At 67.7% G+C, this 22,357-nt stretch carries 25 protein-coding genes; 16 read left to right on the forward strand and 9 right to left on the reverse strand.

Annotation, left to right across the window (positions count from 1 at the left end; all coding sequences use genetic code 11):
- Nucleotides 1-239: 239 nt before the first annotated feature.
- Nucleotides 240-1,157: an AraC family transcriptional regulator gene (locus PV679_RS04830; protein WP_319678753.1), complete on the reverse strand. Its 918-nt coding sequence runs from the start codon at nt 1,155-1,157 to the stop codon at nt 240-242.
- A 119-nt stretch (nt 1,158-1,276) separates the two neighbouring features.
- Here PV679_RS04830 and PV679_RS04835 point away from each other — a divergent pair, with 119 nt between their 5' ends.
- Entirely contained in the window at nt 1,277-2,248 is a 972-nt protein-coding gene (locus PV679_RS04835; protein ID WP_319678754.1) for an SDR family NAD(P)-dependent oxidoreductase, read from the forward strand.
- A gap of 82 nt (nt 2,249-2,330) precedes the next feature.
- On the opposite strand, the gene PV679_RS04840 is transcribed toward PV679_RS04835, so the two are convergent.
- From PV679_RS04840 to PV679_RS04850, 3 genes are all read right to left on the reverse strand, one after another.
- Nucleotides 2,331-2,576 carry a hypothetical protein gene (locus PV679_RS04840; protein WP_319678755.1) on the reverse strand — a complete coding sequence of 82 codons (246 nt, stop codon included), beginning with the start codon at nt 2,574-2,576 and terminating at the stop codon, nt 2,331-2,333.
- Nucleotides 2,560-2,811 carry a DUF6400 family protein gene (locus tag PV679_RS04845; protein ID WP_319678756.1) on the reverse strand — a complete coding sequence of 84 codons (252 nt, stop codon included), beginning with the start codon at nt 2,809-2,811 and terminating at the stop codon, nt 2,560-2,562. Before PV679_RS04845 ends, PV679_RS04840 begins: the two co-directional genes overlap by 17 nt.
- Nucleotides 2,812-3,341: 530 nt before the next feature.
- A complete protein-coding gene (locus PV679_RS04850; RefSeq protein ID WP_319678757.1) occupies nt 3,342-3,746 on the reverse strand; it encodes a hypothetical protein in 405 nt (134 codons plus the stop codon).
- 933 nt (nt 3,747-4,679) lie between these two features.
- Between PV679_RS04850 and PV679_RS04855 the strand changes: the two genes are divergently transcribed.
- From PV679_RS04855 to PV679_RS04870, 4 genes are read left to right on the forward strand one after another with little or no spacing between them, the layout of a single operon-like run.
- The gene (locus PV679_RS04855) at nt 4,680-5,177 is read left to right on the forward strand and encodes a methylated-DNA--[protein]-cysteine S-methyltransferase (RefSeq protein WP_319678758.1); all 498 of its coding nucleotides are present in this window, start codon (nt 4,680-4,682) and stop codon (nt 5,175-5,177) included.
- A 43-nt stretch (nt 5,178-5,220) separates the two neighbouring features.
- Entirely contained in the window at nt 5,221-5,721 is a 501-nt protein-coding gene (locus PV679_RS04860) for a sigma-70 family RNA polymerase sigma factor (protein ID WP_319678759.1), read from the forward strand.
- Nucleotides 5,718-6,338: a methylated-DNA--[protein]-cysteine S-methyltransferase gene (locus PV679_RS04865; RefSeq protein WP_319678760.1), complete on the forward strand. Its 621-nt coding sequence runs from the start codon at nt 5,718-5,720 to the stop codon at nt 6,336-6,338. The genes PV679_RS04860 and PV679_RS04865 overlap by 4 nt, the downstream gene beginning before the upstream one ends.
- Nucleotides 6,335-7,066 (forward strand): 2OG-Fe(II) oxygenase, encoded by a 732-nt coding sequence (locus PV679_RS04870; RefSeq protein ID WP_319678761.1) that lies wholly within the window; start codon nt 6,335-6,337, stop codon nt 7,064-7,066. Before PV679_RS04865 ends, PV679_RS04870 begins: the two co-directional genes overlap by 4 nt.
- A gap of 97 nt (nt 7,067-7,163) precedes the next feature.
- On the opposite strand, the gene PV679_RS04875 is transcribed toward PV679_RS04870, so the two are convergent.
- Both PV679_RS04875 and PV679_RS04880 read right to left on the reverse strand, forming a co-directional pair.
- Nucleotides 7,164-7,973 carry an ABC transporter permease gene (locus PV679_RS04875; RefSeq protein ID WP_319678762.1) on the reverse strand — a complete coding sequence of 270 codons (810 nt, stop codon included), beginning with the start codon at nt 7,971-7,973 and terminating at the stop codon, nt 7,164-7,166.
- A 69-nt stretch (nt 7,974-8,042) separates the two neighbouring features.
- On the reverse strand, nt 8,043-9,092 hold the full coding sequence (locus PV679_RS04880; RefSeq protein ID WP_319678763.1) for an iron-siderophore ABC transporter substrate-binding protein: 1,050 nt from the start codon (nt 9,090-9,092) through the stop codon (nt 8,043-8,045).
- A gap of 54 nt (nt 9,093-9,146) precedes the next feature.
- Between PV679_RS04880 and PV679_RS04885 the strand changes: the two genes are divergently transcribed.
- Both PV679_RS04885 and PV679_RS04890 read left to right on the forward strand, forming a co-directional pair.
- The gene (locus PV679_RS04885; RefSeq protein WP_319678764.1) at nt 9,147-10,217 is read left to right on the forward strand and encodes an iron ABC transporter permease; all 1,071 of its coding nucleotides are present in this window, start codon (nt 9,147-9,149) and stop codon (nt 10,215-10,217) included.
- Entirely contained in the window at nt 10,214-11,287 is a 1,074-nt protein-coding gene (locus PV679_RS04890; RefSeq protein ID WP_319678765.1) for a FecCD family ABC transporter permease, read from the forward strand. Before PV679_RS04885 ends, PV679_RS04890 begins: the two co-directional genes overlap by 4 nt.
- Nucleotides 11,288-11,376: 89 nt before the next feature.
- On the opposite strand, the gene PV679_RS04895 is transcribed toward PV679_RS04890, so the two are convergent.
- Together PV679_RS04895 and PV679_RS04900 are read right to left on the reverse strand one after the other, a co-directional pair.
- Entirely contained in the window at nt 11,377-12,300 is a 924-nt protein-coding gene (locus PV679_RS04895; protein WP_319678766.1) for a pyridoxamine 5'-phosphate oxidase family protein, read from the reverse strand.
- Between the two features lie 73 nt (nt 12,301-12,373).
- On the reverse strand, nt 12,374-12,973 hold the full coding sequence (locus PV679_RS04900; protein WP_319678767.1) for a CGNR zinc finger domain-containing protein: 600 nt from the start codon (nt 12,971-12,973) through the stop codon (nt 12,374-12,376).
- Between the two features lie 211 nt (nt 12,974-13,184).
- Between PV679_RS04900 and PV679_RS04905 the strand changes: the two genes are divergently transcribed.
- The 9 genes from PV679_RS04905 to PV679_RS04945 all read left to right on the forward strand — a co-directional run bounded on the left by PV679_RS04905 (nt 13,185) and on the right by PV679_RS04945 (nt 21,235).
- The gene (locus tag PV679_RS04905) at nt 13,185-14,045 is read left to right on the forward strand and encodes a DUF427 domain-containing protein (protein ID WP_319678768.1); all 861 of its coding nucleotides are present in this window, start codon (nt 13,185-13,187) and stop codon (nt 14,043-14,045) included.
- A 215-nt stretch (nt 14,046-14,260) separates the two neighbouring features.
- Nucleotides 14,261-14,977: an SDR family oxidoreductase gene (locus tag PV679_RS04910; protein WP_319678769.1), complete on the forward strand. Its 717-nt coding sequence runs from the start codon at nt 14,261-14,263 to the stop codon at nt 14,975-14,977.
- Between the two features lie 20 nt (nt 14,978-14,997).
- The gene (locus PV679_RS04915) at nt 14,998-15,981 is read left to right on the forward strand and encodes a zinc-binding dehydrogenase (RefSeq protein ID WP_319678770.1); all 984 of its coding nucleotides are present in this window, start codon (nt 14,998-15,000) and stop codon (nt 15,979-15,981) included.
- Between the two features lie 358 nt (nt 15,982-16,339).
- A complete protein-coding gene (locus PV679_RS04920; RefSeq protein ID WP_319678771.1) occupies nt 16,340-16,699 on the forward strand; it encodes an STAS domain-containing protein in 360 nt (119 codons plus the stop codon).
- A 79-nt stretch (nt 16,700-16,778) separates the two neighbouring features.
- Entirely contained in the window at nt 16,779-17,435 is a 657-nt protein-coding gene (locus tag PV679_RS04925) for a response regulator transcription factor (protein WP_319678772.1), read from the forward strand.
- Complete coding sequence (locus PV679_RS04930) at nt 17,432-18,541, forward strand: PAS domain S-box protein (protein ID WP_319678773.1); 1,110 nt, start codon at nt 17,432-17,434, stop codon at nt 18,539-18,541. The genes PV679_RS04925 and PV679_RS04930 overlap by 4 nt, the downstream gene beginning before the upstream one ends.
- Nucleotides 18,538-18,942: a response regulator transcription factor gene (locus tag PV679_RS04935; RefSeq protein WP_319678774.1), complete on the forward strand. Its 405-nt coding sequence runs from the start codon at nt 18,538-18,540 to the stop codon at nt 18,940-18,942. The genes PV679_RS04930 and PV679_RS04935 overlap by 4 nt, the downstream gene beginning before the upstream one ends.
- Before the next feature lie 888 nt (nt 18,943-19,830).
- A complete protein-coding gene (locus PV679_RS04940; protein WP_319678775.1) occupies nt 19,831-20,556 on the forward strand; it encodes an alpha/beta hydrolase in 726 nt (241 codons plus the stop codon).
- Nucleotides 20,557-20,884: 328 nt separating this feature from the next.
- A complete protein-coding gene (locus tag PV679_RS04945) occupies nt 20,885-21,235 on the forward strand; it encodes a helix-turn-helix domain-containing protein (protein WP_319678776.1) in 351 nt (116 codons plus the stop codon).
- Nucleotides 21,236-21,420: 185 nt separating this feature from the next.
- Here PV679_RS04945 and PV679_RS04950 read toward each other — a convergent pair whose 3' ends face one another.
- Nucleotides 21,421-22,176, reverse strand: a complete 756-nt coding sequence (locus tag PV679_RS04950) for an SDR family oxidoreductase (RefSeq protein ID WP_319678777.1) — start codon at nt 22,174-22,176, stop codon at nt 21,421-21,423.
- Between the last annotated feature and the right edge of the window lie 181 nt (nt 22,177-22,357).

Below are 22,357 nucleotides of genomic sequence, written 5' to 3' on the forward strand. Positions count from 1 at the left end.
GCAAGCGACACGCTGCCCGAGGTCTCGATCCGGTGATCCGTCGTCGTACTCAACAGGTGACTCCTTCGGGGAAGATCACACCTGATTCATGACACTCCCGTCGAAAGGAACTGCGGAACTCTCTCGCGGCAGGTTTCCACGAAGCGTCCGGTGCGGCCCTGGAGGTCGGAGAGAGGTGACGTACGGCTACCCGGACCTGCTACGACCGCGTGCGGGCACGTTCAGGCCGTGCGGAGGGCTCAAGATGTCTGGCAGGCGTTGCGGTAGTCCCTGGGAGAGGTGCCGGTGACTCGCTTGAAGGCGGTGCTGAGCGCGCTTTCGGAGCTGTAGCCGACGGCGCGGGCGATGGCGGAGATCGTGCCGGTGCCTTGCCGTAGCTGACGGGAGGCGAGTTCGACGCGCCACCGCGCGAGGTAGTCGAGCGGCCCACGGCCGACCGTGTCCTTGAAGCGTGCGGCGAGGGTGGACCGGGATACCGCACCGGCCCGCGCCAGCTCGGCCACGGTCCAGGGATGCTCCGGCCGGTGGTGCATGGAGGTCAGGGCCGCGGCCACCACCGGATCCGCGAGGCCGGCCAGCCAGCCCGATGCCGCGTTCGACTCACGGGCGAGGTGCAGGCGCAGGATGTGGATGAGCATCACGACGGCCAGGTGCTCGGCCACCAGTGTCGAGGCCATCGGCTTGCGCCGCAGCTCCTGGTCGATCTGGGCGAGCGCCCATTGCAGGGTCTCGGCCTGCGGTGTTCCCGCAGGTACGTGAATGACTGGCGGAAGGCTCTCCAGCAGCAGCGTCCGTGCCCGGTCGCCGAAGGAGAAACGGCCGCCCACGAGCAGGACGCTGTCGTCGCCGTCGCCCGCCCTCGCGATGCCGTTTTCGGTCGCCGCGTAGATGTGCTCGGCGTCAACGGCTACGGCCTCGGGGTCGCTGCGGAGAGTGAACCGCCGCGGCTGTGTGAGCAGGTAGCAGTCTCCGGCTTCCAGAGCGATCGGTTCGCCTATCCCTTCGACTTCGAGGTAGCAGAAGCCTCGCCGGACAGCGTTGAACTTCACTCCGGACGGCGCGTCGAAGCGAATGGCCCACTGGCCTCCCGCCATCAGGCTTGAGGAGAGATGGCTTCTTGTGTCCAGCAGCGCCAGCACATCCTCCAACGGATCCATCGACGCGCTCCTTCTGGACGATCGAGCAAGTTTGTCGGACTCTCTGCCATAGATCGTCCACCGCTATGTCTGTAGCGTCAAGGAGAAGCGCCAACAGTTCCCTTTGAAAGAGGCTTCACATGTACGACCAGGACCTCCTGACCACACCGTTCCACTCGCACGCCACGACCACCGAAGTCATCGACGGTGTGGACCTCACCGGGCGCCGCGCGATCGTTACCGGCGGCGCCTCCGGAATCGGCGTCGAGACCGTCCGGGCCCTGGCCGCCGCCGGAGCCGAGGTGACTGTCGCCACACGCAACCCGGCCTCTGCCGAGGAGGTCGTCCGTGACCTTACGGCCGCGCCCGGGGCCGGATCCGTGCGGGTGGCAGCACTCGACCTGGCGGACCTCTCGTCGGTCGACGCCTTCGCGCGCGCCTGGCAGGGTCCTCTCGACATCCTCGTCGCCAATGCCGGGATCATGGCCGTCCCGGAGCGCCTGGTCACCGCCCAGGGCTGGGAGCTGCAGCTCGCGACCAATTACCTCGGCCACTTCGCCCTCGCCACCGCACTGCACGGCAATCTGCGCTCGGCGAACTCGGCCCGCATCGTGATCGTCAGCTCCGGCGCGCACCTGACCGCCGCATTCGACTTCGAGGACCCGCAGTTCGAGCGACGTCCGTACGACCGGTGGGCGGCTTACGGCCAGTCCAAGACCGCGGACGTGCTGTTCGGTGTGGGGGCCAGGCGGTGGGCCTCGGACGGGATCACGGCCAACGCGCTCAACCCGGGTTGGATCAGCACGAATCTCCAGCGCCACATCGACGACGACACCATGCGGGCCATGGGCGCCATCGACGACGAGGGCAACATCATCCCGCAGCCGTACTACAAGGAGCCTGCCCAGGGCGCCGCGACGTCCGTGCTGCTGGCCGCGTCACCGCTGCTGAACGGTGTGACCGGACGCTACTTCGAGGACAACCAGGAAGTGCGGCCCGTCGAGGGACCGCAGGAGCAGGCCGGCGGAGTCGCCGCCCACGCGCTCGACCCGCGGGCGGCGGACCGTCTCTGGGACTACGCCACCGAAGCGGTCACCAAGGCCCTTCGCTGATCGCGCATGCCGGACTCCTGAGGGCCCGCGTTGTGCGGTGGTACGACGGCGGGTGACGGCCAAGTTCACAGCGGGCCGCCGGTCAGGGACAGGAGCCGGAGCCGTCGCGGCAGGTGACGCCGGGCCGGGTGTTCAGTGACCACAGGTGCGCGCATCGCGGGCACTGAACGTGGATGACCGGTCCGTCGTTGGAGATCAGATAGCGCCAGTGCTCAGCGCAGTTGCGGCGGTCCGCGCACGCCGCGCAGTGGCGCGCGTCGTCGCAGACGGGGCAGGCCACCCAGGCGCGGCGGGCGAGATCCGCCCGCGGATCAATGGGCAGCCGCACGGCCCGGCTCCTCTCCTGGCAGCACTCCGGCCGCCACCAGCAGGTCATAGGTGCGCTGCTGCTCGGCGTCCAGACCCGAGTAGAGGAGCGCGTATGCCTCGTCCTCGGCCTGCAGCGCCGCCATCGGATCCCAGTCGGGACCGAGCGCCGCCACGACCTCGGCCCGACGCCGGGCTTCCTCGAAGGTCAGGTCGATCGTGAAGGGGATGAGGCCGGTGCTGTGGTCCTGGTCCATGACAAAACTTCCGATGTGCTGACGAAATTCCCTCAGCTCTACCAGAGGCCCACAGCGACAGGGAAGGGTGGCTGAGCCGCACTGAGGCGGCCTGCGGCGGCGCACTGCCCGGTCCGTCGACGGGGCATACCTGAACCGACCGACGGTGATGGGCCGTTGCCCGGGTCGGAGCCGGACGGAGGACATGGTCCGCTCACGGCGTTGTGACGCACTTCATGGTCTGCCCGCGGGACGGCGCGCGCAGCAGTTGTCCGGCCGTCACGCGGGTCGTGGCCGGCGCGCTGGGGGAGTCGCAGCCGATGGTGTACGGGGTCGTGGCACGGAGCGCGCGCCGATGCGCTGGGCCGCGGCGGCCTCCGGCGCGATGGGGCCGGCGCGTTCGGCCTGAGCGAGGCCCATCACAAAGGCCATGACGGCCCGGAAGGCGGCGGGCGCATCGGCGTCGGCGAGGCCTGCACGGGTGAGGGCGGAAGCCAGGGCCTCAGCCGGGGCCAGACCGCTCGTGATCAATACACCTGGTACCTACTTAGTCAGTGTCCGTGCCGTAGGAGATGAAAGCGGTGTGGGCGGCGCGAGGTCGGCGCGGAATGCGGAGCGGCACCGCTGCCCGAGGAGTCCGCCGCGGGCGGCTCCGAACGAGCGTTGTGGAGCTGGCCCCTGAGCTCATCGCGCTCGCTCACCGCGTGGCGCGCCGCGCGGCGCTTCTTGCTACGGCGAACGATCAGGGCCGCCCCGCCCAGCATGAACCACAGTCCGAGACCGAAAATCAGCATCAGCGCGATCCCGCTCAGGAAGGCGCCCAGCGCATTGATCGTGAATGGCGTGCTGCCGAACAGCGTCACCGCATAGTCGGGTCCTCCGGACAGGTTGAAGGCGATGAGCAGTGCTGTGAAAGCGGCGGTCGCCGCCATCAGTAGAAGCCCGATGATCAGCATGGCTACACCTCGTAGTGGTTGCCGAGTCTTCTGAGAAAGCCGCTCCCGAGCACATGTCAGGCGGGGCCTGGACCGCACTCCGGCAGGTGGCTCAATGTGCCCCTGACCATTAACTTTCCTCCGAAGCCGGACCGTCTGCATCTGGGGAAACCAGTGGGGCGCCGTGACTGTCGCTCCGGTTCAGGTGCGGCGAGGGCTCACCGGGCCTTGACCAGGCACGACGGTGTTTCTGTGTCGCGGCGGCGGAGCGTCCGTACAACGGTGGATACCGTCGACGATCGCGGCGGCGACCACTTCGGCCCCAGGTGACGCGGTGAACGCCGCTGGCGTCGTCACCGTGATCGTGTACGCCCTGACGGGCTCGCGGTCGTCGTGGTGATCGTCCGCGTGGCGGCACGGCCGGGCGCCCTGCTCGACGGCTTCGAGACGGGATGACAGATCGGACGCATGTTCGAGCGTAGTTTCGTCGACACGCCCGCCGGATCTGCTCCCGCGCGTAGGCGCCCCGCGCTATCGTGATCACACGACGCGGGTACGAATCCCGCCGCCACAGGCGTAGCCGAACGGCGACACTGAACGCACCGAAGGCCCCCACCAGCGAGATCTGGTGGGGGTCTTCGTTTGGTGCACGCTACTCGGGCGGCTTCGGCCACTTCGGCCGGCGGCATGGTCCCGAGCGCGGAGTTGATGTCCAGCCCGAGCGTCGTGAGGTTCGCTCCGAAGGCGCCATGCGTGCCGGCCACCGCGCCGTGCCCTGGCGGTGAGAAGCCCACGCTCAGCCGCGTAAGGGGCGGCGGCGCTGCCTCACGGAATCGGCGTTGACGCCGCCGCGCATCCGTTCTCGCTCGATCTCACGTTTTGCGCAGCCCACGCGTCTACGGCCTGTGAGCACCGATCGACTCGGATCGGGGATCCAGGAAAGGAATCACTGCCATGAGGACCCATACGATCATTGACTCGCCTCTTGGCGGTCTCACCGTGGTCGCCGAGAACGACGCACTGACGGGCCTGTACTTCGAGCGTCACCGCGGGCGCCCCGCAGCGGAAGCGCTGGGCACACGAAGCGATGAGCGCTTCGAGGAGACCCGACGGCAGCTCGGCCAGTATTTCACCGGTGAGCGGCACGACTTCGACCTGCCACTGGCCCCGGCCGGAGACGAGTTCCAGCAGCGGGTATGGGATCTGCTCCGGCAGATTCCCTACGGCCAGACACGTTCCTACGGCGATCTGGCCCGTCAGTTGGGGGATCCGTCGCTCGCTCAGGCCGTGGGCGCCGCCAACGGCCGCAATCCGCTCTGTGTCCTCATTCCCTGCCACCGGGTGATCGGTGCCGACGGGAAGCTGGTGGGCTACGCCGGCGGGCTCGACCGCAAGCGGCAACTGCTGGATCTGGAGGAGCCGGCCGGAGGCAAGGCCGACCGGCTTTTCTGAGGTGCCGGTCTCACGTTCGGTGTCGCTGGGTCGTTTACCAGATGTGACGAAGCCACCCTTCCAACAGATCGTGACCGACTACGGACCCATGGTGCTCCGTGTCGTCCGGGCCGTCCTCGGGCCGGACGACGCGGACGACGCATGGTCGGAGACGTTCCTCTCGGCGATGACGGCCTATCCGGACCTGCCGGACGACATCAACATGGAGGCATGGCTGGTGACCGTCGCCCACCGCAAGGCGATCGACGTCACCCGGACCAATGCCCGCCGTCCCCTCCCCGTCGAGGAACTGCCCGAGCACCCGAGCCGCACCGGCCGGCCGCAGGACTGGGACGGTGACCTGTGGCAGGCGCTCAAAGAACTCCCCGACCGGCAGCGGCAGTCGGTCGCCTACCACTACATTGCCGGGCTGCCCTACAAGGAGATCGCCATCCTGACCGGTGGCAGCACGGACGCCGCACGCCGGGCAGCGGCCGACGGAATCAAGACCCTGCGCAGCAGATATCTGACAGACACCGACCGGATGGGAGCGACCCGAAGGTGACGAACGCGCCAGATTTTGAGAACGAGCGCATTTTCGCGGCGCTGCCCCGATACGACGACGACGCCATGGCGCGCCTGCAGGCGGCGCTGGCCTCGAACGCGCAGCAGCAGGGCATCCTCGACATCGCCTACCGCACCGTGGACACACCGGTCGGCTCCCTCCTCCTGGCAGCCACCGAGCAGGGCCTGATCAAGATCGCCTACGCGGTCCAGGACCACGCGGCAGTGCTCCAGCAACTGTCCGACACCGTCAGCCCGCGCATCCTGCTGGCACCCGCACGACTCGACGAAGCCACCCGGCAGATCGACGCGTACTTCGCCGGCCGCCGCACACGGTTCGACCTTCCGCTGGACTGGCGCCTGAGCAAGGGCTTCCGGCGCGAGGTCCTCAGCCACCTTCCTCAGATCGGCTATGGAAGCACACAGAGCTACGCGCAGGTCGCTCGTGCCTCCGGCAGCCCCCGAGCAGTCCGTGCCGTCGGTACCGCCTGCGCCACCAATCCCTTGCCCCTGGTCGTGCCCTGCCATCGGGTGGTGCGCTCCGACGGCACCGCCGGGCAGTACGTCGGTGGCAAGGACGCCAAGAACATCCTTCTCTCCCTGGAGGCAGCAGCATGACCACCACGACGAACGCGAAGGACACCTTCGCCCGGCGGATCGGCGGGGCCGACTGGCCCGCGGTCACGGACGAGATCAACGACTACGGATGCGCGCTGCTGCCGCGGCTGCTCACCCCCGCCGAATGCGCGGATCTCGCCGAGCTGTACGACCGGGCCGATCTGTTCCGGGCCACGATCGACATGCGGCGCCACCGCTTCGGCGACGGGGAGTACCGCTACTTCGACCGGCCCTTCCCCGAAGCGGTGCGGCGGCTGCGCGAGGAGCTGTATCCCCGGCTGCTGCCCATCGCCCGGGACTGGTACGCCAAGCTCGGCCGCGACGCCGAATGGCCCGACTCGCTGGAAGAGTGGCTGGAGATCTGCCACCGGGCCGGCCAGGAACGGCCCTCACCGATCCTGCTGCGCTACGAGACGGGCGGCTGGAACGCCCTGCACCGTGATGTCTTCGGCGACAAGGTCTTTCCGCTCCAGGTCGTCATCAACCTGAACGCGCCCGGTGAGGACCACACCGGCGGCGAATTCCTGCTGGTCGAGCAGCGCCCTCGCGCACAGTCCCGGGCGACGGCCACCCTTGTTCCTCAGGGACACGGGCTCATCTTCACCACCCGCGACCGGCCGGTGATGTCCAAGCGAGGATGGTCCGCCGCTCCCGTACGCCACGGCGTGTCCGCCGTGCGCTCGGGCCGTCGCCACACCCTCGGTCTCGTTTTCCACGACGCCACCTGACCCGATGAACACGCGGATCCGCACTCGCGGCGGAGACCATGCTCAGGTCGCGGACGTCCGCGCCTTGCGGACCACGGGCCAGGGCTCAGGCACGCGTTCAGTGCGCTTTCCCGCGCTGAGTCCGCGTCGGCGCCGGGATGTCACGGTGAAGACGGTGGCGGGCGATGAGTTCGAGAGTCGTCGCGACCGCGATGGCCTGTACGGCCATCAGCGCGACCAGGACGAACAGTTGGACGGCGCCCGCCATCAGAGGGCCGGCGCCGCCCAGGAGCATGCCGACGAACGCTCCGGGGAGGGTGACCAGTCCGACGGTACGGGTCTGGTCCAGGCCGGGCACCAGGGCGTCGGACGCGGCGGGTCGGGCGATCTCCAGCCGGGCGTCGCGGTCCTCCAGGCCGAGGGCCATCGCGGCCTCCACCTCGCCGTGGCGCTGTGTCAGTTCGTCGAGTGCTCTGCGTCCGGCGAGTACGGTCGCGGTGAGCGCGCCGCCGATGAGGATGCCGGTGATGGGGACGAGTGTGATGCCTTTGAGCGGGACAAGGCCGGTCAGGAGGAGTGGCAGGACGGCGGGAAGGACACCGGCGGCGATCGGAGCGGCGGTCACCCACCATGTGGTGTTGGCAGTGATGCGCCGGCCCGCGGTGCGGACGGCGACCAGATACATCAGCAGGAGGAAGCCAAGCAGGGCCGCCACGTGTGCGACGGCCCACACGATGACCACTGACACCAGGCCGAGTTGCACCGTGGCGCGAACTCCCGCGAAGAGGATCTCGCGGGAGCGCTTTGTGCCGGAGCCGGGACCGAGGTGGAAGCAGGAGGCGACGGACGCCGCTCCGAGCAGGAGCACCACCAGCAGCACCCCCAGGGTGGCGTTGACCGGGACCAGGGACGTGGCGCCGAGATTCACGGGCCTCACTCCAGTAATCGGCTGCGCGTGCGTGAGGGTGTCGGTGCGTTCATGGTTGTGGCCGCCCGGTCACGGCCGCAGGCGGTCCTGGAGTGTCTTGAGGACCTGGCGGGCAGCGGTGGGGCCGGTATTGAGGTAGAAGACGTCATCGTCCACCGCCACGGCCGTCTTGTTCGCGACGGCGGTCAGGCTCGGCCACAGGGGTGCCTTGGTCAAGGCTGATGTCCTGCTCGCTCCGCCCTGGACTCCGTAGAAGAGCCAGTCGGCGTCCGCCCGGTCGAGCTGTTCGTTGCTGATGTCCTGTGAGGTGTCGTTGAATCGCTGTGTCTGCGGCCGTCCGAGACCCGCGTCCTCTGCGATGGTGCCGGTGAAGGAGGGGACGCCGAACACACGTAGACGGTCGCCGTTGAGCCGGAGGAAGGACACGGAAACGGGCTTGTCGAGAGACTGGCCCAGTTGGGCCGCGTCGCTCTGGAAGGTGTCCAGGATCTTCTGTGCCTGCTGGGTCTTGCCGAGGCTGTCGGCCACGAGCAGGAAGTCCTGCTTCCAGTACAGCCCGGTTCCCCGGGTGGCGACGGTAGGAGCGAGGGCGGACAGTGAGCCGTACAGTGCCTTGGCGTTCTTGCCCGCGATGTTCATCAGGATCAGATCGGGCTTGACGTTCGCGATGGCTTCCAGACTCGGTTCGAACCGGGTACCCACGTCCTTGACCTGTGCCAGTTGGGCCGCGTCCTGAGGGAAGCCGTCCTTGAGGTATCGCGGGACGAGGTCGGCGCCGTCACCCCGGGTCGAACCGGCCGGAACGGTACCGAGGGTGAGCAGGCTGTCTGCCTGGCCGGTGGAGATGACCACGACCTTCTTCGGCTCGGCCTTGAGTGTCGTCTTGCCCTCGAAGTGCCCGACCGTGCGCGGGAAAACGCTGTCCTGCTTGCCGCTGCCCATACCGGCGGGGAGAGTTCGGGGCGCCGTGTGTGTGGCCTTGGCCGCGGCGGCAGCGGTCGAGGCGCCGGCGTTCTTGGCGGTTGTCGCGTCGCCCGAGCAGCCGGTGAGCAGCAGAGCGCCCACCAGGGCGAATCCACCGAGAAGGCGGTTGAGAGGCAGATCACTGATTCGGTTCACGTTTATTAGCTTAGGCTCACCTAAGTGTTGAAAAACAGGAGGGTCCATCATGCGGTGGATCACATTCCGGATGATGCCCGCCTCCATCGTGCGACTGCGCCGTCTACGCAGGTCAGAGGCGAACGCGGCCGCTACAGGGCCCGGTTGGCCGGACTCGCGATCGCTTGCGCTGGAGCGGCGTTTCTGGCTTTTGTGAGTCTCGGCGTGGGTGCGCGCAGCGTTCCTCTCTCCGAGGTGTGGCGCGTGCTGGTGCACCACGACGGAAGCCCCGCCGCGGTGATCGTGTGGCAACTACGCCTGCCCCGGACGGTTCTAGCCGTCCTGGTCGGCTCGGCCCTGGCGGTGGCCGGAGTGGTGATGCAGGCCATCACTCGTAATCCCCTCGCGGAGCCCGGACTTGTGGGCGTGAACGCTGGTGCCTCCTTCGCCGTGGTCGTCTCGATTTCCGTCTTCCATGTCACTCAGATCTCCGGCTACCTCTACTTCTCGTTCGTGGGAGCCGTCCTGGCGGCATTGCTCGTCCACGCACTGACGTCACGGAGCGGCGCCGCCGGCCAGCACACTCGGCTCGTCCTGGCGGGCACCGCGCTGTCGGCCTCACTCGGCGCCTGCACCGGCACCGTGACCATGTTCGATACGCGGGCATTCGACTCCTACCGCTTCTGGGTGGTGGGATCGCTGGAGAACCGCGGTACGACGGCCCTGGTCGCCATCGCGCCCTTCATCGCGGTCGGAACGCTGATCGCTCTGGCACTCGGGCCCGCCTTCAACGCCCTGGCGCTGGGCGACGAGACAGGAGCCGCGCTCGGACTGCGCGTCACCCGGGTGCGTGCCGCGGGCTTTCTCGCCATCATGCTGCTGTGCGGCGCCGCCACCGCGGCCGCGGGCCCCATCGGCTTCGTCGGCCTTGTCGTACCGCACATCCTGCGCCTGATGCTCGGCCCTGACCTGAGGTGGCTGCTGGTCTTCGCGCTACCGGGCGGCGCGGCTCTCCTGCTCGTCGGCGACATCGTGGGCCGAGTGGTCGCGCCACCGGGGGAGATCGAGGCCGGTATCGTCATCGCCTTCATCGGAGCCCCGGTGCTGTTGTGGCTCGTCGCCCGCCGCAGGGCGGTGCACGCATGAGTCCGGGGCAGAGCCGCGCGCTCGCCGACGTCCGTGCCGTACCAGCCCGTTCGCACGCGGTGCTGCGTCTGCCCGGTGGGATCTCCTTGCGCTACGCGCCCAGGGCGGCGCTCGTGTCCGCTCTCCTCGTGCTGCTCTGTGGTGCGGCGGTCGGACTCGGGCTTTTCACCGGGCCATACACCATCCGGACATCACAGGTGATCGATGTTCTGCTGGGCCACGGAGCCGCTACCGACCGCTTCATCATCCTTGAACAGCGGCTTCCGCGTGTATGCGCCGCGTTGCTGGTGGGCGCGGCGCTGGGGTTGTCCGGGTCGCTCTTCCAGAGTCTGTCCCGCAACCCGCTCGGCAGTCCGGACGTCATTGGCTTCACCACCGGTTCCACCAGCGGCGCCCTCGTGGTCATCCTCACCGGCGGCGAGTCCGCGACCCTCGGCATCGGCGCGGGCTCGGTGCTCGGCGGGCTTGTGACCGCGACCGCCGTCTATCTCCTCACGGCCTCCCGCGGTGTCGCAGGCAACCGACTGCTGCTCACCGGCATCGCGGTCGGCGCCATGCTGGCCTCCGTCAACGACTTCCTCATCACCCGCGCCGACATCGAGTCGGCGGAGGAGGCCAAGGCATGGACCTACGGCAGCCTCAACGCCATCACCTGGCCGTATGTCGTCCCGCTGGCCCTTGCCCTGCCGGTCCTGGCGGCCCTCGCCGTGCCCCTGACACGACCGCTCACACAGATCGAGATGGGCGACGACACCGCGAGTGCTCTCGGGATCAACATCGCGCGGGTCCGCGCTGTGAGCCTCCTGCTCGGTGTGGTTCTGGCCGGATGGGCCATCGCTGTTGCGGGCCCCATCGGATTCCTCGCCCTCGCGGCCCCTCAACTGGCGCGCCGCGTTGTCCGGGTTCCCGGTGTCCCGATCGTGTCGGCGATGCTGACGGGTGCGGCGGTTCTCTCCGCCGCCGACGTGCTGGCGCAGCACCTGCTCGCCCCGTTCCAGATACCGGTGGGCCTGGTGACCGGCGCGATCGGCGGTCTGTATCTGCTGTGGCTTGTGGCACGGCAGCGGTAGCGCTTCGACGATGCGCGGCAAAGGTCGACAGGAAAAGCGACAGGAACGGGGTAAGGCCGCGGCCTCCTACTCGTTTCCAAGGGATGCGGTCAGCGTCTCAGTGCCGGATTGTCCGGCGAGCGGCCGATTTCGTGGTCCGCGCGGAGAGCGAGCGCGGTGGTGAGAGACCGCTCTGGGTGGAAGCGGATCTGACGGCCCGTACCACCGTCATCGCCAGAGGAGCCGACGGTGGTCCACCGCAGTTCCGCCGTACCGGACAGATACACGGCTCTACCGCTGGTGAAGTCGACGAAGAGCAGGGACGCGGCGGGGTCGACAGCGATGTTGCCCATGCTGTTGAACATGTTGTTGCCGGCGTAGTCGGGCCACCAGAGGGTGTCCCCGTCGATCCGGACGAAGCCGGGAGATCCACCTTTGTGGGAGGTGTCGGCGCCACGAGTGGGGTGCGTGGTTCCCAGGAGGAAGGTGTCGGCCTCGGTGATCACACGCGTCTGGTCGGCGGTGAGCGCCCTGCCTGTTCCGGCGGCAGCCGCACATTCACCGACCGCCTCCGCGCTCCTCTCCGCCACGAGGATCGCGCGGCGCTGGATGTAGGAGGGACAGTTGCCGAATGCCTGATCCGCCTCGATCAACAGGCTGTCCCGTTCGGACCGTACCAACGTACCGTTGACTCGGACACGGCGCCGGAGGGCGAAGTCGATGGCCAGCAGGCCCACTTCCTGACCGGCAGGAAGATCGAAAAGCGGGTCACCCTCCACCGGTGCGATGTGGACCTTCAGCGTGTTGTTGCGGCCGTCGAGGAAGCCCGGCGCGCCCAGTAGCGGTGAGGTCCACAACCGGCCCGTGTGGTCCCGGCCGGTGATGAAGGCCAGATCGCGCTGGGACAGGAACGTCGCGACGCCACCGCTCAGACGGGCAGGTCTGAGCATTCCTTCCAGGCGCGCGGCGTCGGTCTGGACTCCGGCCCGCTGCTGGACCGCCAGTTCGCCTTCGTGAAACCCCGTGGTGCTCATCGTTGCTCCTCGCGGATGTCGTGACTGTTTCCGGTCTGCCGTGCGTCTCTGAGCCGGTCGGCGGCTTGCGAGATCAGGTGTCCTGGGAGTGGGTGCGTCCGTAGTGGCGGGCGACTCGGGCACGGTTCCCGCAGATATTGCCCACGCACCACTTACGGCGCTTGTTCTCGGCGAGGAACAGCATCGAGCAGTCCGGGTTGTCGCAGATCCGCACCAGCCCCAGTCGCTCGGGGCTGGCCAAGAGTCCGATCACCTCGCCGGCGATGGCCGCCAGTGCGGCGTTCCCGCCGTGCTCGACATGCCATCGGGTCTCTTGGCGCACACCCTGCTCGGTGGTGACCAGGCGCGGGCTGCGCGGGACCGACGACGCCGTCGCGTTGATGTCCTCCACCGAGGCCGCGCTCGCCGTGCGCCCTCGCACTTGAGCATCGAGCACATCCCGAATGGCGGTGCGCAGTCGCCGGGCCGCGGCAGGATCGGGAGTTGGGCCGGGCGGCAGGCGACGCGCCTGGATGTTCCACCAGGCCGCACCGGCGGCGGGGTCGCCGATGAGATCGATCGGCGGGTCCTTGACGGTCATCACCGTGTCCGCCAGGTCCAGGGCGACCAATGGCTCTCCTCCCATGGGGAAGCCCGCCGCCTGCAGCTCCTCGACAGTGATGTTAATGCTCATAATTGGATGTTATCCATTAGGCGGTGTCGCGTCCAGTGAGCCACCTGCGCGGCCATTCACCGATGGTTCGGCTGGTGGAGGTGGCCTTGTCTCTGAAAGCTAACGGTTGTAGCGTCGACTTATACATTAGCTCATGCCGGGTCGCGCAGGCAGCCCATCGGGTGCATCCTGACAACGGACAGCCTCGGACCCGCCGATGGAAGGAGCGGTCATGGGACTGTCATGGCAGCAAGGCCCGCTGTCCTCCAGTCGGATCGGACGGTTTCTGACACCTGATCCGTTGCCCGAGCGGCTGTTGTTCGCCGAGCGGTTGCGCAGGCGGATGCGCGTGCTCTTCAACGGCGTGTGGATCGCCGACAGCGAGGACGTGGTTCTGCTGCACGAGCCCGGGCGCTACCCGGTGGCGTATTTCCCGCGTGCCGACGTGAAGGCGGACGCGCTGACAGCGAGCGACCGGATGACCCGGCACAAGGAGCTCGGCGAGACTTCCTGGTACGCCGTGCAGGCCGGTGACCGCACCGCTGAGCGAGCGGCCTGGGAGTTCAGTGGCCTGCCGGAGTACGCAGGCGAGCTGACCGGCAGGATCGCTTTCGCCTGGCGGGCGATGGATGCCTTCTACGAGGAGGACGAGCGGATCCTGGGCCACGCCGCCGACGCATACCACCGCATCGACATCCGCGACACGTCCCGGGTGCTGGAGGTCCGTTCCGAAGGCGAGTCGGTGGCCCGCTCCGAGCATCCGATCGTGCTGTACGAGTCCGGATTCGCGCCGCGCTGGTACGTTCCCCGTTCGGACATCGACGAAAGCCGTCCGCAGCCCGTGGAAGGGCAGACGTTCTGCCCGTACAAGGGCCTCTGCGACTACTACGACATCGGCGGCGTGCGCCGCGCGGCATGGTCCTATCGCGACGCCTACACCGAGGTCCGCCGCATCAACGACATGGTGTCCTTCGAGCCGGACCTGGTTGAGGTCTACCTCGACGGGAAGCGCCTGGAGCCGGAACCGGGCCAGCACGTCATCGCCCACGGTGTCGATCGCGGCCTGGATGCCGCCGAGGCCAGTACCCGCTGATCCCTCATCCGCAGCCGGTGCGCCTGTGGCCGAGCGGGCTTCGGTGCACGTAGCCAGGCCCTGGCCGCACGCCAGCCGGAATGCGGAAGATCCCGCTGTCGGCGTGAAAAGAATTCGTTCCTGATCCACCAGGGATTACGGGACAGTCCTTAGCGACGGGCAGAGCATTTCTGCCTCTGGACAAAGAGAAAGACAAAGAGAAAAAGGAGACCGTCATGGAAGCGTCCCTGCGGAACAAGAGGGTGCTCGTAGTGGGACGCGGCAGTGGACTCGCCCGAGCGGTTTCCGACGCCGCGCTCGCGGCCGGCGCCCGTGTGATCGCGGCAGGCCGACATTTTTCCATCCTCGAAAAGGACTACCAAGGCACCGACGTGATCGTCAAAAGCGTCGATCTGATCGACGAGGACTCCATCACGGCACTGGCCGAGGACCTTGGCAGAGTCGACCACGTGGTCTCCGTCGCTTCCGCCAGGGCGCGGGGAAAACTCAGCGAACTGAGCCCTGAGGCGATCATCCTCTCCTTTCACACCAAGGTCGTCGGGCCGATCATGCTTGCCAAGCATTTCGCGCCGAAGATGCCCGAGGACGGGTCCTTCGTGCTGTTCTCGGGAGTCGCCGCTCTTGAGCCCGACCCCGGATTCCTCGGGGTCGCCGCGACGAACGGCTCGGTCAACACCGTCATCCGCTCGCTCGCTGTCGAACTCGCGCCGATCCGGGTCAACGCGATCTCACCGGGCACCGTCGACACCGGTGCCTGGGACAGCCTGGGCGAGCAGAAGAAGGCGGAGCTGTTCGCGAGCCTGTCGAAAGTCAATCCCTCGCGCCGCATCGGCACACCAGAAGACATAGCCCAGGCGGTCGTCTTCGCGATGACGAACACCTTCATGACGGGCGTCTCACTGGCCATCGACGGTGGCCAGCCCCTTGTCTGACTCACCTCGCGGAGACAATTATGCGTGCCATCGTCATCGACGAATTCGGCGGGCCGGACAGTCTGGTCTACACGGAACTGCCCGAGCCCGAGCCTCTGGACGGTCATGTCGTCATCGAGATAAAGGCGTTCGGCCTCAACCACGCCGAGCTGCATATGCGCAGAGGCGAGTGGGCCGAGGCCGCCAGGGTCAGCGGTATCGAGTGCGTCGGCCTGGTGAAATCCTGCCCTGGTGGTGAATTTCCGGTCGGCGCGAAGGTCGCGGCGCTGATGGGTGGCCTCGGACGCACCGTCAACGGCAGCTACGCCGAATACACCAGGTCGCCGGTGTCGAATGTGGCCATCATCGAGTCCGACCTGCCCTGGCCCGAACTGGCCGCCATCCCGGAAACCTTCGCGACCGCCTGGACGTGCCTGTTCCGTAATCTGGAGATCACGCCGGGGCGGACACTGGTCGTCCGAGGCGCTACCTCGGCCTTCGGCCGGGCCGCGATCGGGCTCGCGGTCAACGCCGGCGTACGAGTGATCGGCACCTCCCGCAACCGTGAGCGATTCGCCTCGCTGGAGGGGCTGGGCGTGGAACGAACCGAACTGGAAGGCTCGGACCTCGCTGAACGGATCAAGGAAGCCGGTCAGATCGACGCGGTACTCGATCTTGTGGGAAACAGCACCATCCTTGATTCCCTCGCCATGCTGCGCCGAGGCGGTCGCGCCTGTCTGGCGGGGTGGCTCGGCGGTCTTGACCCGATCACCGACTTCAACCCGCTGCTGGACATGGCGAGCGGCGTCTGTCTGACCTTCTTCGGCAGCTTCGTGTTCGGCAAGCCCGGCTTTCCGCTGTCCGACGTCCCTCTCCAGGCGATCGCGGAGCAGGTGGCAGCGGGCCGCCTGAAGGCGAAACCCTCACGTGTGTTCCCTTTCGAGGCGATACGGGAAGCGCATCGTCTGATGGAGACCGGCGGAGCCGACGGCAAGATGGTCGTGAGCGTCACGAAGGGCGTCTGACGGACACAGGGCCGGCCTCATGCCGCGTCGGTCCTCGGGGCCGGGACCTGTGGATGATGTGCCAACGGTGCGAACTGGTGGAAATCGGTGCGGCCGAGACCGGGTGCACGCTGTGCTTGCACGTGATCACCGGCTGGGGCTGAAATTCGCTCCTCCCTGGGGCTGCCGTCAGAGCATGGCCTTGTGCGCGTTGACTTCCGCGCCTAGTGCGGATTCACTAGTTCCCTACTGGTGCCCACGCACTAAGCAGAGGTAGGAATGCGACAGCTGACAGCGGGATATCCAGCGCGGGACGGGCTCGCGGGATGAAGCAGCGCTGCCGAACGTGGCATGCGGTCTGCGGGAGGTGCGCCACGCCGTGACTGCTTCTCGCACATTCGAGTCGTCACACGCCGTCACTCAAGCGGGCAACGCGCGAGTGACTGTCGCCGGCGAACTCGATCACGACACCGCCTCATACGTCCGGGAGGCGGTCGCCGCCTGTCTGGCGGAGCGGCCGAAGAGCCTGTGCCTTGATCTGACCGACGTCTATTTCTGTGACTGCGCTGGTGTCAATGCCCTGCTGGGCGCGCGGATCTCCGTCCTGCTGGCTGGTGTCGATCTTGTAGTGGAGGGTATCGGCACGCAACTGGCGCGGCTGCTGTCCCTGATCGGGGCCGGTGACATCCTGACCGAGAGACACACGAAGGCAGACACGACACTGGCTCGCGGCGAATGAGGGCCGGCGGCAGCCGTGGCCCGTGGCCCGGGCTCCGTCTGTCATGATCGTGCGGCCCGCCACCAGCAAGGATGCACCCATGCTTTCATCGCCCTCGTCCAGCCGGCCGGTCCGGATCCTGTTGGTCGAGGACCACGACATGGTGGCCGAGGCGATGTCTCTTGCCCTGGAACGCTCACCTGGTCTGGAAGTCGTGGGACGTTGCGCGTCGCTGGCCTCGGCGCTGGTCGACGCCGGGCGGTACAAGCCGGATGTCGTACTGCTGGACCGGCGGCTGCCGGACGGCGACGGTGTCTCTCTCATCCCCGGTCTGGAGAGCCTCGTGCCGGATGTGCGCGTACTCGTCGTGACCGGCGAGGGCGGCGCGTCGGTGGCGGCACGCGTGGCGGAGGCGGGCGGAGCCGGCATGATCCTCAAGGCCAGCCCGCTGAGTGAGCTGGAGGACGCGGTGCGTCGCGTGGCGGCGGGCGAGGTGGTATTCAGCCACGCTCTGCTGGGTGACGTACTGGAGCGGCTGACCGGCAGGGTGTCGGCGCCCGGCGCCAAGCTCACTCCACGGGAGCGGGAGACTCTCGATCTGCTGGGAGAGGGCTTCACCACGGCGGAGATCAGCGGTCGGCTGGGGGTCGCTCTCAACACGGGACGCAACCATGTCCAGCGCGTGCTGGAGAAGCTGGGTGCGCGTTCCCAGTTGGAGGCCGTGACCATCGCGCGACGCGAAGGGCTCCTCCAGTGACGCACAAGCCACAACCGCGGGAGTTGGCACGCAAGCAGGCGGCTCCGCTGTCGGAGGCGGCTTTCACCCTGCTGGTACAGGGGGTGCTGGACTACGGCATCTTCATGCTCGATCCGCAGGGCTATGTGATCAGTTGGAACGCGGGCGCGGAGCGGATCAAGGGATACAGCGCGGCAGAGATCGTGGGACACCACTTCTCGGTGTTCTACCCGGCCGAGGACAAGGCGTCGGGAAAGCCGCAGTGGGAGCTGGAGACCGCCGTGGTCGAAGGCAGGCTGGAGGACGAGGGCTGGCGTATCCGCAACGACGGCTCGCGGTTCTGGGCGAATGTCGTCATCACCGCCTTGTGGGACGACCAGGGCGAGCTGCGTGGTTTCGGCAAGGTCACCCGCGACATGACCGAACGGCGGGCCGCAGAGCACGCGCTCAGTGAACGGCGTCGGTTGTTCGACCACCTGGTCCGGGCCCAGGAGACGGAGCGGCGCCGCATCGCGTGGGACGTCCACGACGACACCATCCAGGCGATGGTCGCGGTGGGAATGCGGCTGCAGTTGCTGGCGGAGCGGGTGCCGGAGTCGACCTCCGCGGAACTGGAGCGCCTCGACGCGTCGGTGCGCGGAGCGATCAGCCGCCTCCGTAACCTGACATTCCGTCTGCATCCGCCTGGAATCGACCGGCACGGCTTGGTCGAAGCGCTCTCCAACCACGTGAGCGATGTGTCGGATTCATGGGGGATGACCTCTTCGTTCGAACACCGGCTCGACCGTGAGCCCACGCCCGAGACAGCCATCACCGTCTTCCGTATCGTCCAAGAGGCATTGATGAACGTGCACAAGCACGCGCACGCGAGCACCATTGCGCTCCGTGTCGAGTCGTCAGACGGAGGCATCCTGACCAGGGTCATCGACAACGGCAGCGGCGAGCCGATGTCCCGGGACGCCGCACACGCTCATTTCGGGATCATCGAGATGCGGGAGAGAGCCGAGACGGCGGGAGGGTGGTGGTCCATGCGCGGCGAACCTGGAACCGGGACGACTGTCGAGTTCTGGGTGCCGAGTTCGGGGCCGGCCCCTGCCCCGACGGATGAGCCGCGGCGATCACGGTGACACCCGGCGACTCCGCCGGCACGTCACTGAGCGTGCTCCTGTGCGACGACAACGTGATGCTGCTGGACGCCTTGCGCGAGGTCGTGGAGGCGCAGCCCGATCTGGAGGTCGTGGGCACGGCGTTCCACGCCGAGCAGGCGATTCGACTCGCTCGCCGCCATGAACCGGACCTCGTGGTCCTGGACGTCCGCTTCCCCGGCGGCGGCCCCACTGTCGCCAGAGAGATCGCACGATGCTCGCCGGACAGTCGCATTGTGGCGTTCTCCGCGTACGACGACACGAGTTCGGTCGAGGGGATGAAGCGCGTCGGCGTCTCGGAGTACATACGCAAAGGCGTCACCAACAGGGAGTTCCTGGTGGCGCTGCGCCGAGCGGCGGGGACCTCCACGGAGGCCCTCTGAGCGTGGGTCGCCGCTGACGCCTCTCGTCCCTGCGACGGGCCGGGCAAGCGTCGCCCAGGTCCGGCGAGCTTACGAGCCTCAGCGAGGCGAACTCACCTTGTCCGCACCGGCGGATATACCGCCGCCAGGACCCTTGAGTCTGGACCATCCGGCGCGAATTTCCGCCGCACCGCGCAGGACGCCCCAGGTGCACCGCCATCACAGGGCTTGACAACGCATCTTCTGTTTCATCCTGCCGGTAACGGCGGCCTCCGAGAACGTGCACGGACGGACAAAGTCATGTACGCCGACGGAACAATGAGGTGTGTAACGTTAGCCGCTGGAATACCGACTCCTCCAGTGTTCCGGTGAATTCCTCAGGACAAGAAAGGATGAATCTGTGCTCGGAAAGCTCTATTCGGTGCTGCTGTCGCCGGCAGTCGCACCACGACTTCGTTTCAGTGCAGAACATCATCGCGTTGTCACAGGTCATCTGTGATGCCGCACATGTCCTTGAGAATGTCACCGGCTGTACCGGCGGTGTCGGCTCCTCCCTGGCGCCGACCGCGCCGGGTCGGGAAACCAGTGGCAAGACATCTCCGGATTCGCCGATCAACATCACAATAATCGCAGCGCGTCCGTCACGATCTTCGGCCGGCGCGCGGCACCTCGCCGCATTGTTGGAACGCCTCCGTACGCTCAGTACGAGGACGCCCCTCCGCCCTGCGACGCACCACATCTGACGCCGCGTGCCGATCCACCAAGAATTGCTGATCCACCAAGAATTACGGACAGCCCTCAGCTCGCCGGGACGGTGCGCGACGCGCTCGGCGCGCCGTGACCTTCCCATTCCCGCGTCCCGTTCGGCAGCCCGTCGAACGGACTCCCCATGAAAAGGAACACACCCCAATGTCCGATGCCTCCCGGCCCACGGTCGTCCTGGTCCATGGCGCGTTCGCCGATGCTTCCAGCTTCGCGAAGGTCATCCCCGCTCTCCTCGCCGAGGGCTACGGCGTGGTAGCTCCCGCCGTTCCCAACAGGAGCCTGATCGGCGACGCCGAGTATGTCGCCTCCGTGGTCCGCCGCATTGCCGGTCCGGTCATCCTGGTCGGGCACTCGTACGGTGGCGCCGTCATCACCGTCGCCGGCGCGGAGGAGAACGTAAAGGCCCTCGTTTACCTGGCGGGTTATGCCCTGGAGGAAGGGGAGAGCCTCGGCGAACTCCAAGGCCGCTTCCCGGATTCAGACCTCGCTGCGGCGCTGGAGTACGCGCCCTTCCCCGTGCCGGGCTCCAGCGAGCCGGGCACGGACGTGTCGGTACGTCCCGACGCGTTCCCGTCGGTCTTCGCCGCGGACGTCGACCCGGGCCTGGCGGCCGTGCTCGCCGTCACGCAGCGCCCACTGGCCGCGCTCGCCTTCGCCGAGACGGCACCGGTCGCAGCATGGAAGACCAAGCCCTCCTGGGGCTTGGTGGCCTCCTCGGACCACACCATCAACCCCGCCGTCGAGCGCTTCGGCTACGAGCGCGCGCACATGACCACCGTCGAGGTCGACTCCTCGCACCTGGTGATGCTGGCCCACCCTGAGTCTGTCGTGGATCTGATCGGCCAGGCCGCGAAGAGCGTGCAGGCCTGACGCTGGACTCCGGGCCGTCTCGGAGTCCAGCCGGAGTCGGAGTCAGGGACCGGCCACCACGTCGGACGAGCCCTGCGAGTGGCGGGCTGCGGCTTGCCACTCGCAGGGCTCATCCCACAAGCGACGCGCTGACAGTCCCAGCGACGCGCGACCTCGCTCGCGCGGAGCGCCTCCACCCGGCAGGGCCATTGACTAGTTCGTCCGCGACCATGGTGAGACGGTCGTAACCGCACAAGACAGTGCGCGAGGCCGCCGCGCGCGGGCGGGTCTGACGGCCTACTTCGGAGGGTTCGATTTATGGACTCATTTCCTGCGTTACCGTAGCAGGGTGAGTCGAAAAAGCGAACCAACGAATCTGGGAGCGCCCCGGGTGTGCTCCATCGCCGACGCACTTGATGTCGTGGGTGAGCGCTGGACGCTGCTCGTGCTCCGAGAGCTGGGCTTTGGCGTCCACCGGTTCAACGACATCCAGACCAACACCGGCGCCCCGCGAGAGACCCTCGTGCTGCGTCTGCGCAAGCTCGAAGACGCCGGGCTCATCGAGCGCCGTCGGTATTCAGAGCGCCCGCCCCGCGACGAGTATGTGCTCACCGCCGCCGGCAAGGACCTCTCACCGGTCCTCCGCTCCCTACGGCAATGGGGCGAACGCCATGCCACGCCAGTCCTCCGAACGTCCTGAGCGGCCCGGCCGCGCTCGGCTTCGCTGACTGTGCTCGCCCAGTGAACCGGCGCGCTCAGAGCGATATCGACTGCTCTCGGATGCGTCTCTGAGCCGTTGTCCGCTTTCCCGTACGACCTTCCCATCCCCGGCGCGGTGTGCCGCTCCGCCGGTGACCATGGCGACGTGCCGTCGAGCCGGTGCGCTCAGGAACCAGGAATGAAGGGGATGTCCTCGGGCGCGGCCTTACGGGCCGCGAGGATCATGGCGGCCGGGTCGCCGACCGGCAGGCGCAGCGGCGGCGCGTCGAGTTCCGCGGCGTCCGCGATGGCTCGGGCGACCTGCTCCGGGGTGATGGCGCCGCTGCGGTCCATGCTGTCCGTGGCCAGCGCCGTGTAGGGATCGTCGGGCAGCCGGTAGACCAGCGGGGCGTCGAGCGCACCCGAACTCACCGAGCCCGGCTCCAGCAGGGTGGTGTGGATCCCGAACGGACTGGTCTCGACGGCCAGCGACTCGGCCAGCGCCTCCAGCGCCCACTTGCTGGCCGCGTACGCGGCGTTCCCGGAAAAGACGAGGCGGCCCACCACGCTGGAGACGAACAGCAGCCGTCCGCTCCGGCGCTCGCGCATCTGCGGCAGCACCGCTTGCGCGACCCGGATGGCGCCGGCGGTGTTCTGTGCGAACAACCGCTCGATCTCGGCCACCGGACTGGCCTCGACCGCGCCCAGGAAGATCACGCCCGCATTGGACACCAGTACGTCGACCTCGCCGGCGGCCGCGACCGCCTCGTCGACGCTCGCCTGGTCGGTGACGTCGAGGCGCAGCCGCCGCGCCACATCGAGGTCTTCGAGCGTACGGGGATCGCGGGCGGTGGCGATGACGCGGTAGTCGCGGGCGGCGAACTCGGCGGCGGTGGCCCGGCCGATGCCCTTGGAGGCTCCGGTAATCAGGACGGAAGGCATGGACTGCTCCTGTCGGTGCAGAAATCGAACTTACTTGGCGTTCGCCACGCTAGTAGCTGTGAGTACGAAAAGCGAACCCACCCGGCTCGGCGGACCTCACGTCTGCGGGACCCACGACGCGCCGGGCGTCGTGGACGACCGCTGATCCAGCGACGACAGGAGGAGACACCGGTGTGCCGCG

The organism is Streptomyces sp. AK02-01A, assembly GCF_033795305.1.
GTDB lineage: Bacteria > Actinomycetota > Actinomycetes > Streptomycetales > Streptomycetaceae > Streptomyces.

What these genes read in the sequence shown, in the direction of transcription:
- PV679_RS04830 (WP_319678753.1), bottom strand. Translation starts at nt 1,157, where the DNA reads ATGGATCCGTTGGAGGATGTGCTGGCGCTGCTGGACACAAGAAGCCAT.
- PV679_RS04835 (WP_319678754.1), top strand. Translation starts at nt 1,277, where the DNA reads ATGTACGACCAGGACCTCCTGACCACACCGTTCCACTCGCACGCCACG.
- PV679_RS04845 (WP_319678756.1), bottom strand. Translation starts at nt 2,811, where the DNA reads ATGGACCAGGACCACAGCACCGGCCTCATCCCCTTCACGATCGACCTG.
- PV679_RS04850 (WP_319678757.1), bottom strand. Translation starts at nt 3,746, where the DNA reads ATGCTGATCATCGGGCTTCTACTGATGGCGGCGACCGCCGCTTTCACA.
- PV679_RS04855 (WP_319678758.1), top strand. Translation starts at nt 4,680, where the DNA reads ATGAGGACCCATACGATCATTGACTCGCCTCTTGGCGGTCTCACCGTG.
- PV679_RS04870 (WP_319678761.1), top strand. Translation starts at nt 6,335, where the DNA reads ATGACCACCACGACGAACGCGAAGGACACCTTCGCCCGGCGGATCGGC.
- PV679_RS04890 (WP_319678765.1), top strand. Translation starts at nt 10,214, where the DNA reads ATGAGTCCGGGGCAGAGCCGCGCGCTCGCCGACGTCCGTGCCGTACCA.
- PV679_RS04895 (WP_319678766.1), bottom strand. Translation starts at nt 12,300, where the DNA reads ATGAGCACCACGGGGTTTCACGAAGGCGAACTGGCGGTCCAGCAGCGG.
- PV679_RS04900 (WP_319678767.1), bottom strand. Translation starts at nt 12,973, where the DNA reads ATGAGCATTAACATCACTGTCGAGGAGCTGCAGGCGGCGGGCTTCCCC.
- PV679_RS04905 (WP_319678768.1), top strand. Translation starts at nt 13,185, where the DNA reads ATGGGACTGTCATGGCAGCAAGGCCCGCTGTCCTCCAGTCGGATCGGA.
- PV679_RS04910 (WP_319678769.1), top strand. Translation starts at nt 14,261, where the DNA reads ATGGAAGCGTCCCTGCGGAACAAGAGGGTGCTCGTAGTGGGACGCGGC.
- PV679_RS04915 (WP_319678770.1), top strand. Translation starts at nt 14,998, where the DNA reads ATGCGTGCCATCGTCATCGACGAATTCGGCGGGCCGGACAGTCTGGTC.
- PV679_RS04925 (WP_319678772.1), top strand. Translation starts at nt 16,779, where the DNA reads ATGCTTTCATCGCCCTCGTCCAGCCGGCCGGTCCGGATCCTGTTGGTC.
- PV679_RS04940 (WP_319678775.1), top strand. Translation starts at nt 19,831, where the DNA reads ATGTCCGATGCCTCCCGGCCCACGGTCGTCCTGGTCCATGGCGCGTTC.
- PV679_RS04950 (WP_319678777.1), bottom strand. Translation starts at nt 22,176, where the DNA reads ATGCCTTCCGTCCTGATTACCGGAGCCTCCAAGGGCATCGGCCGGGCC.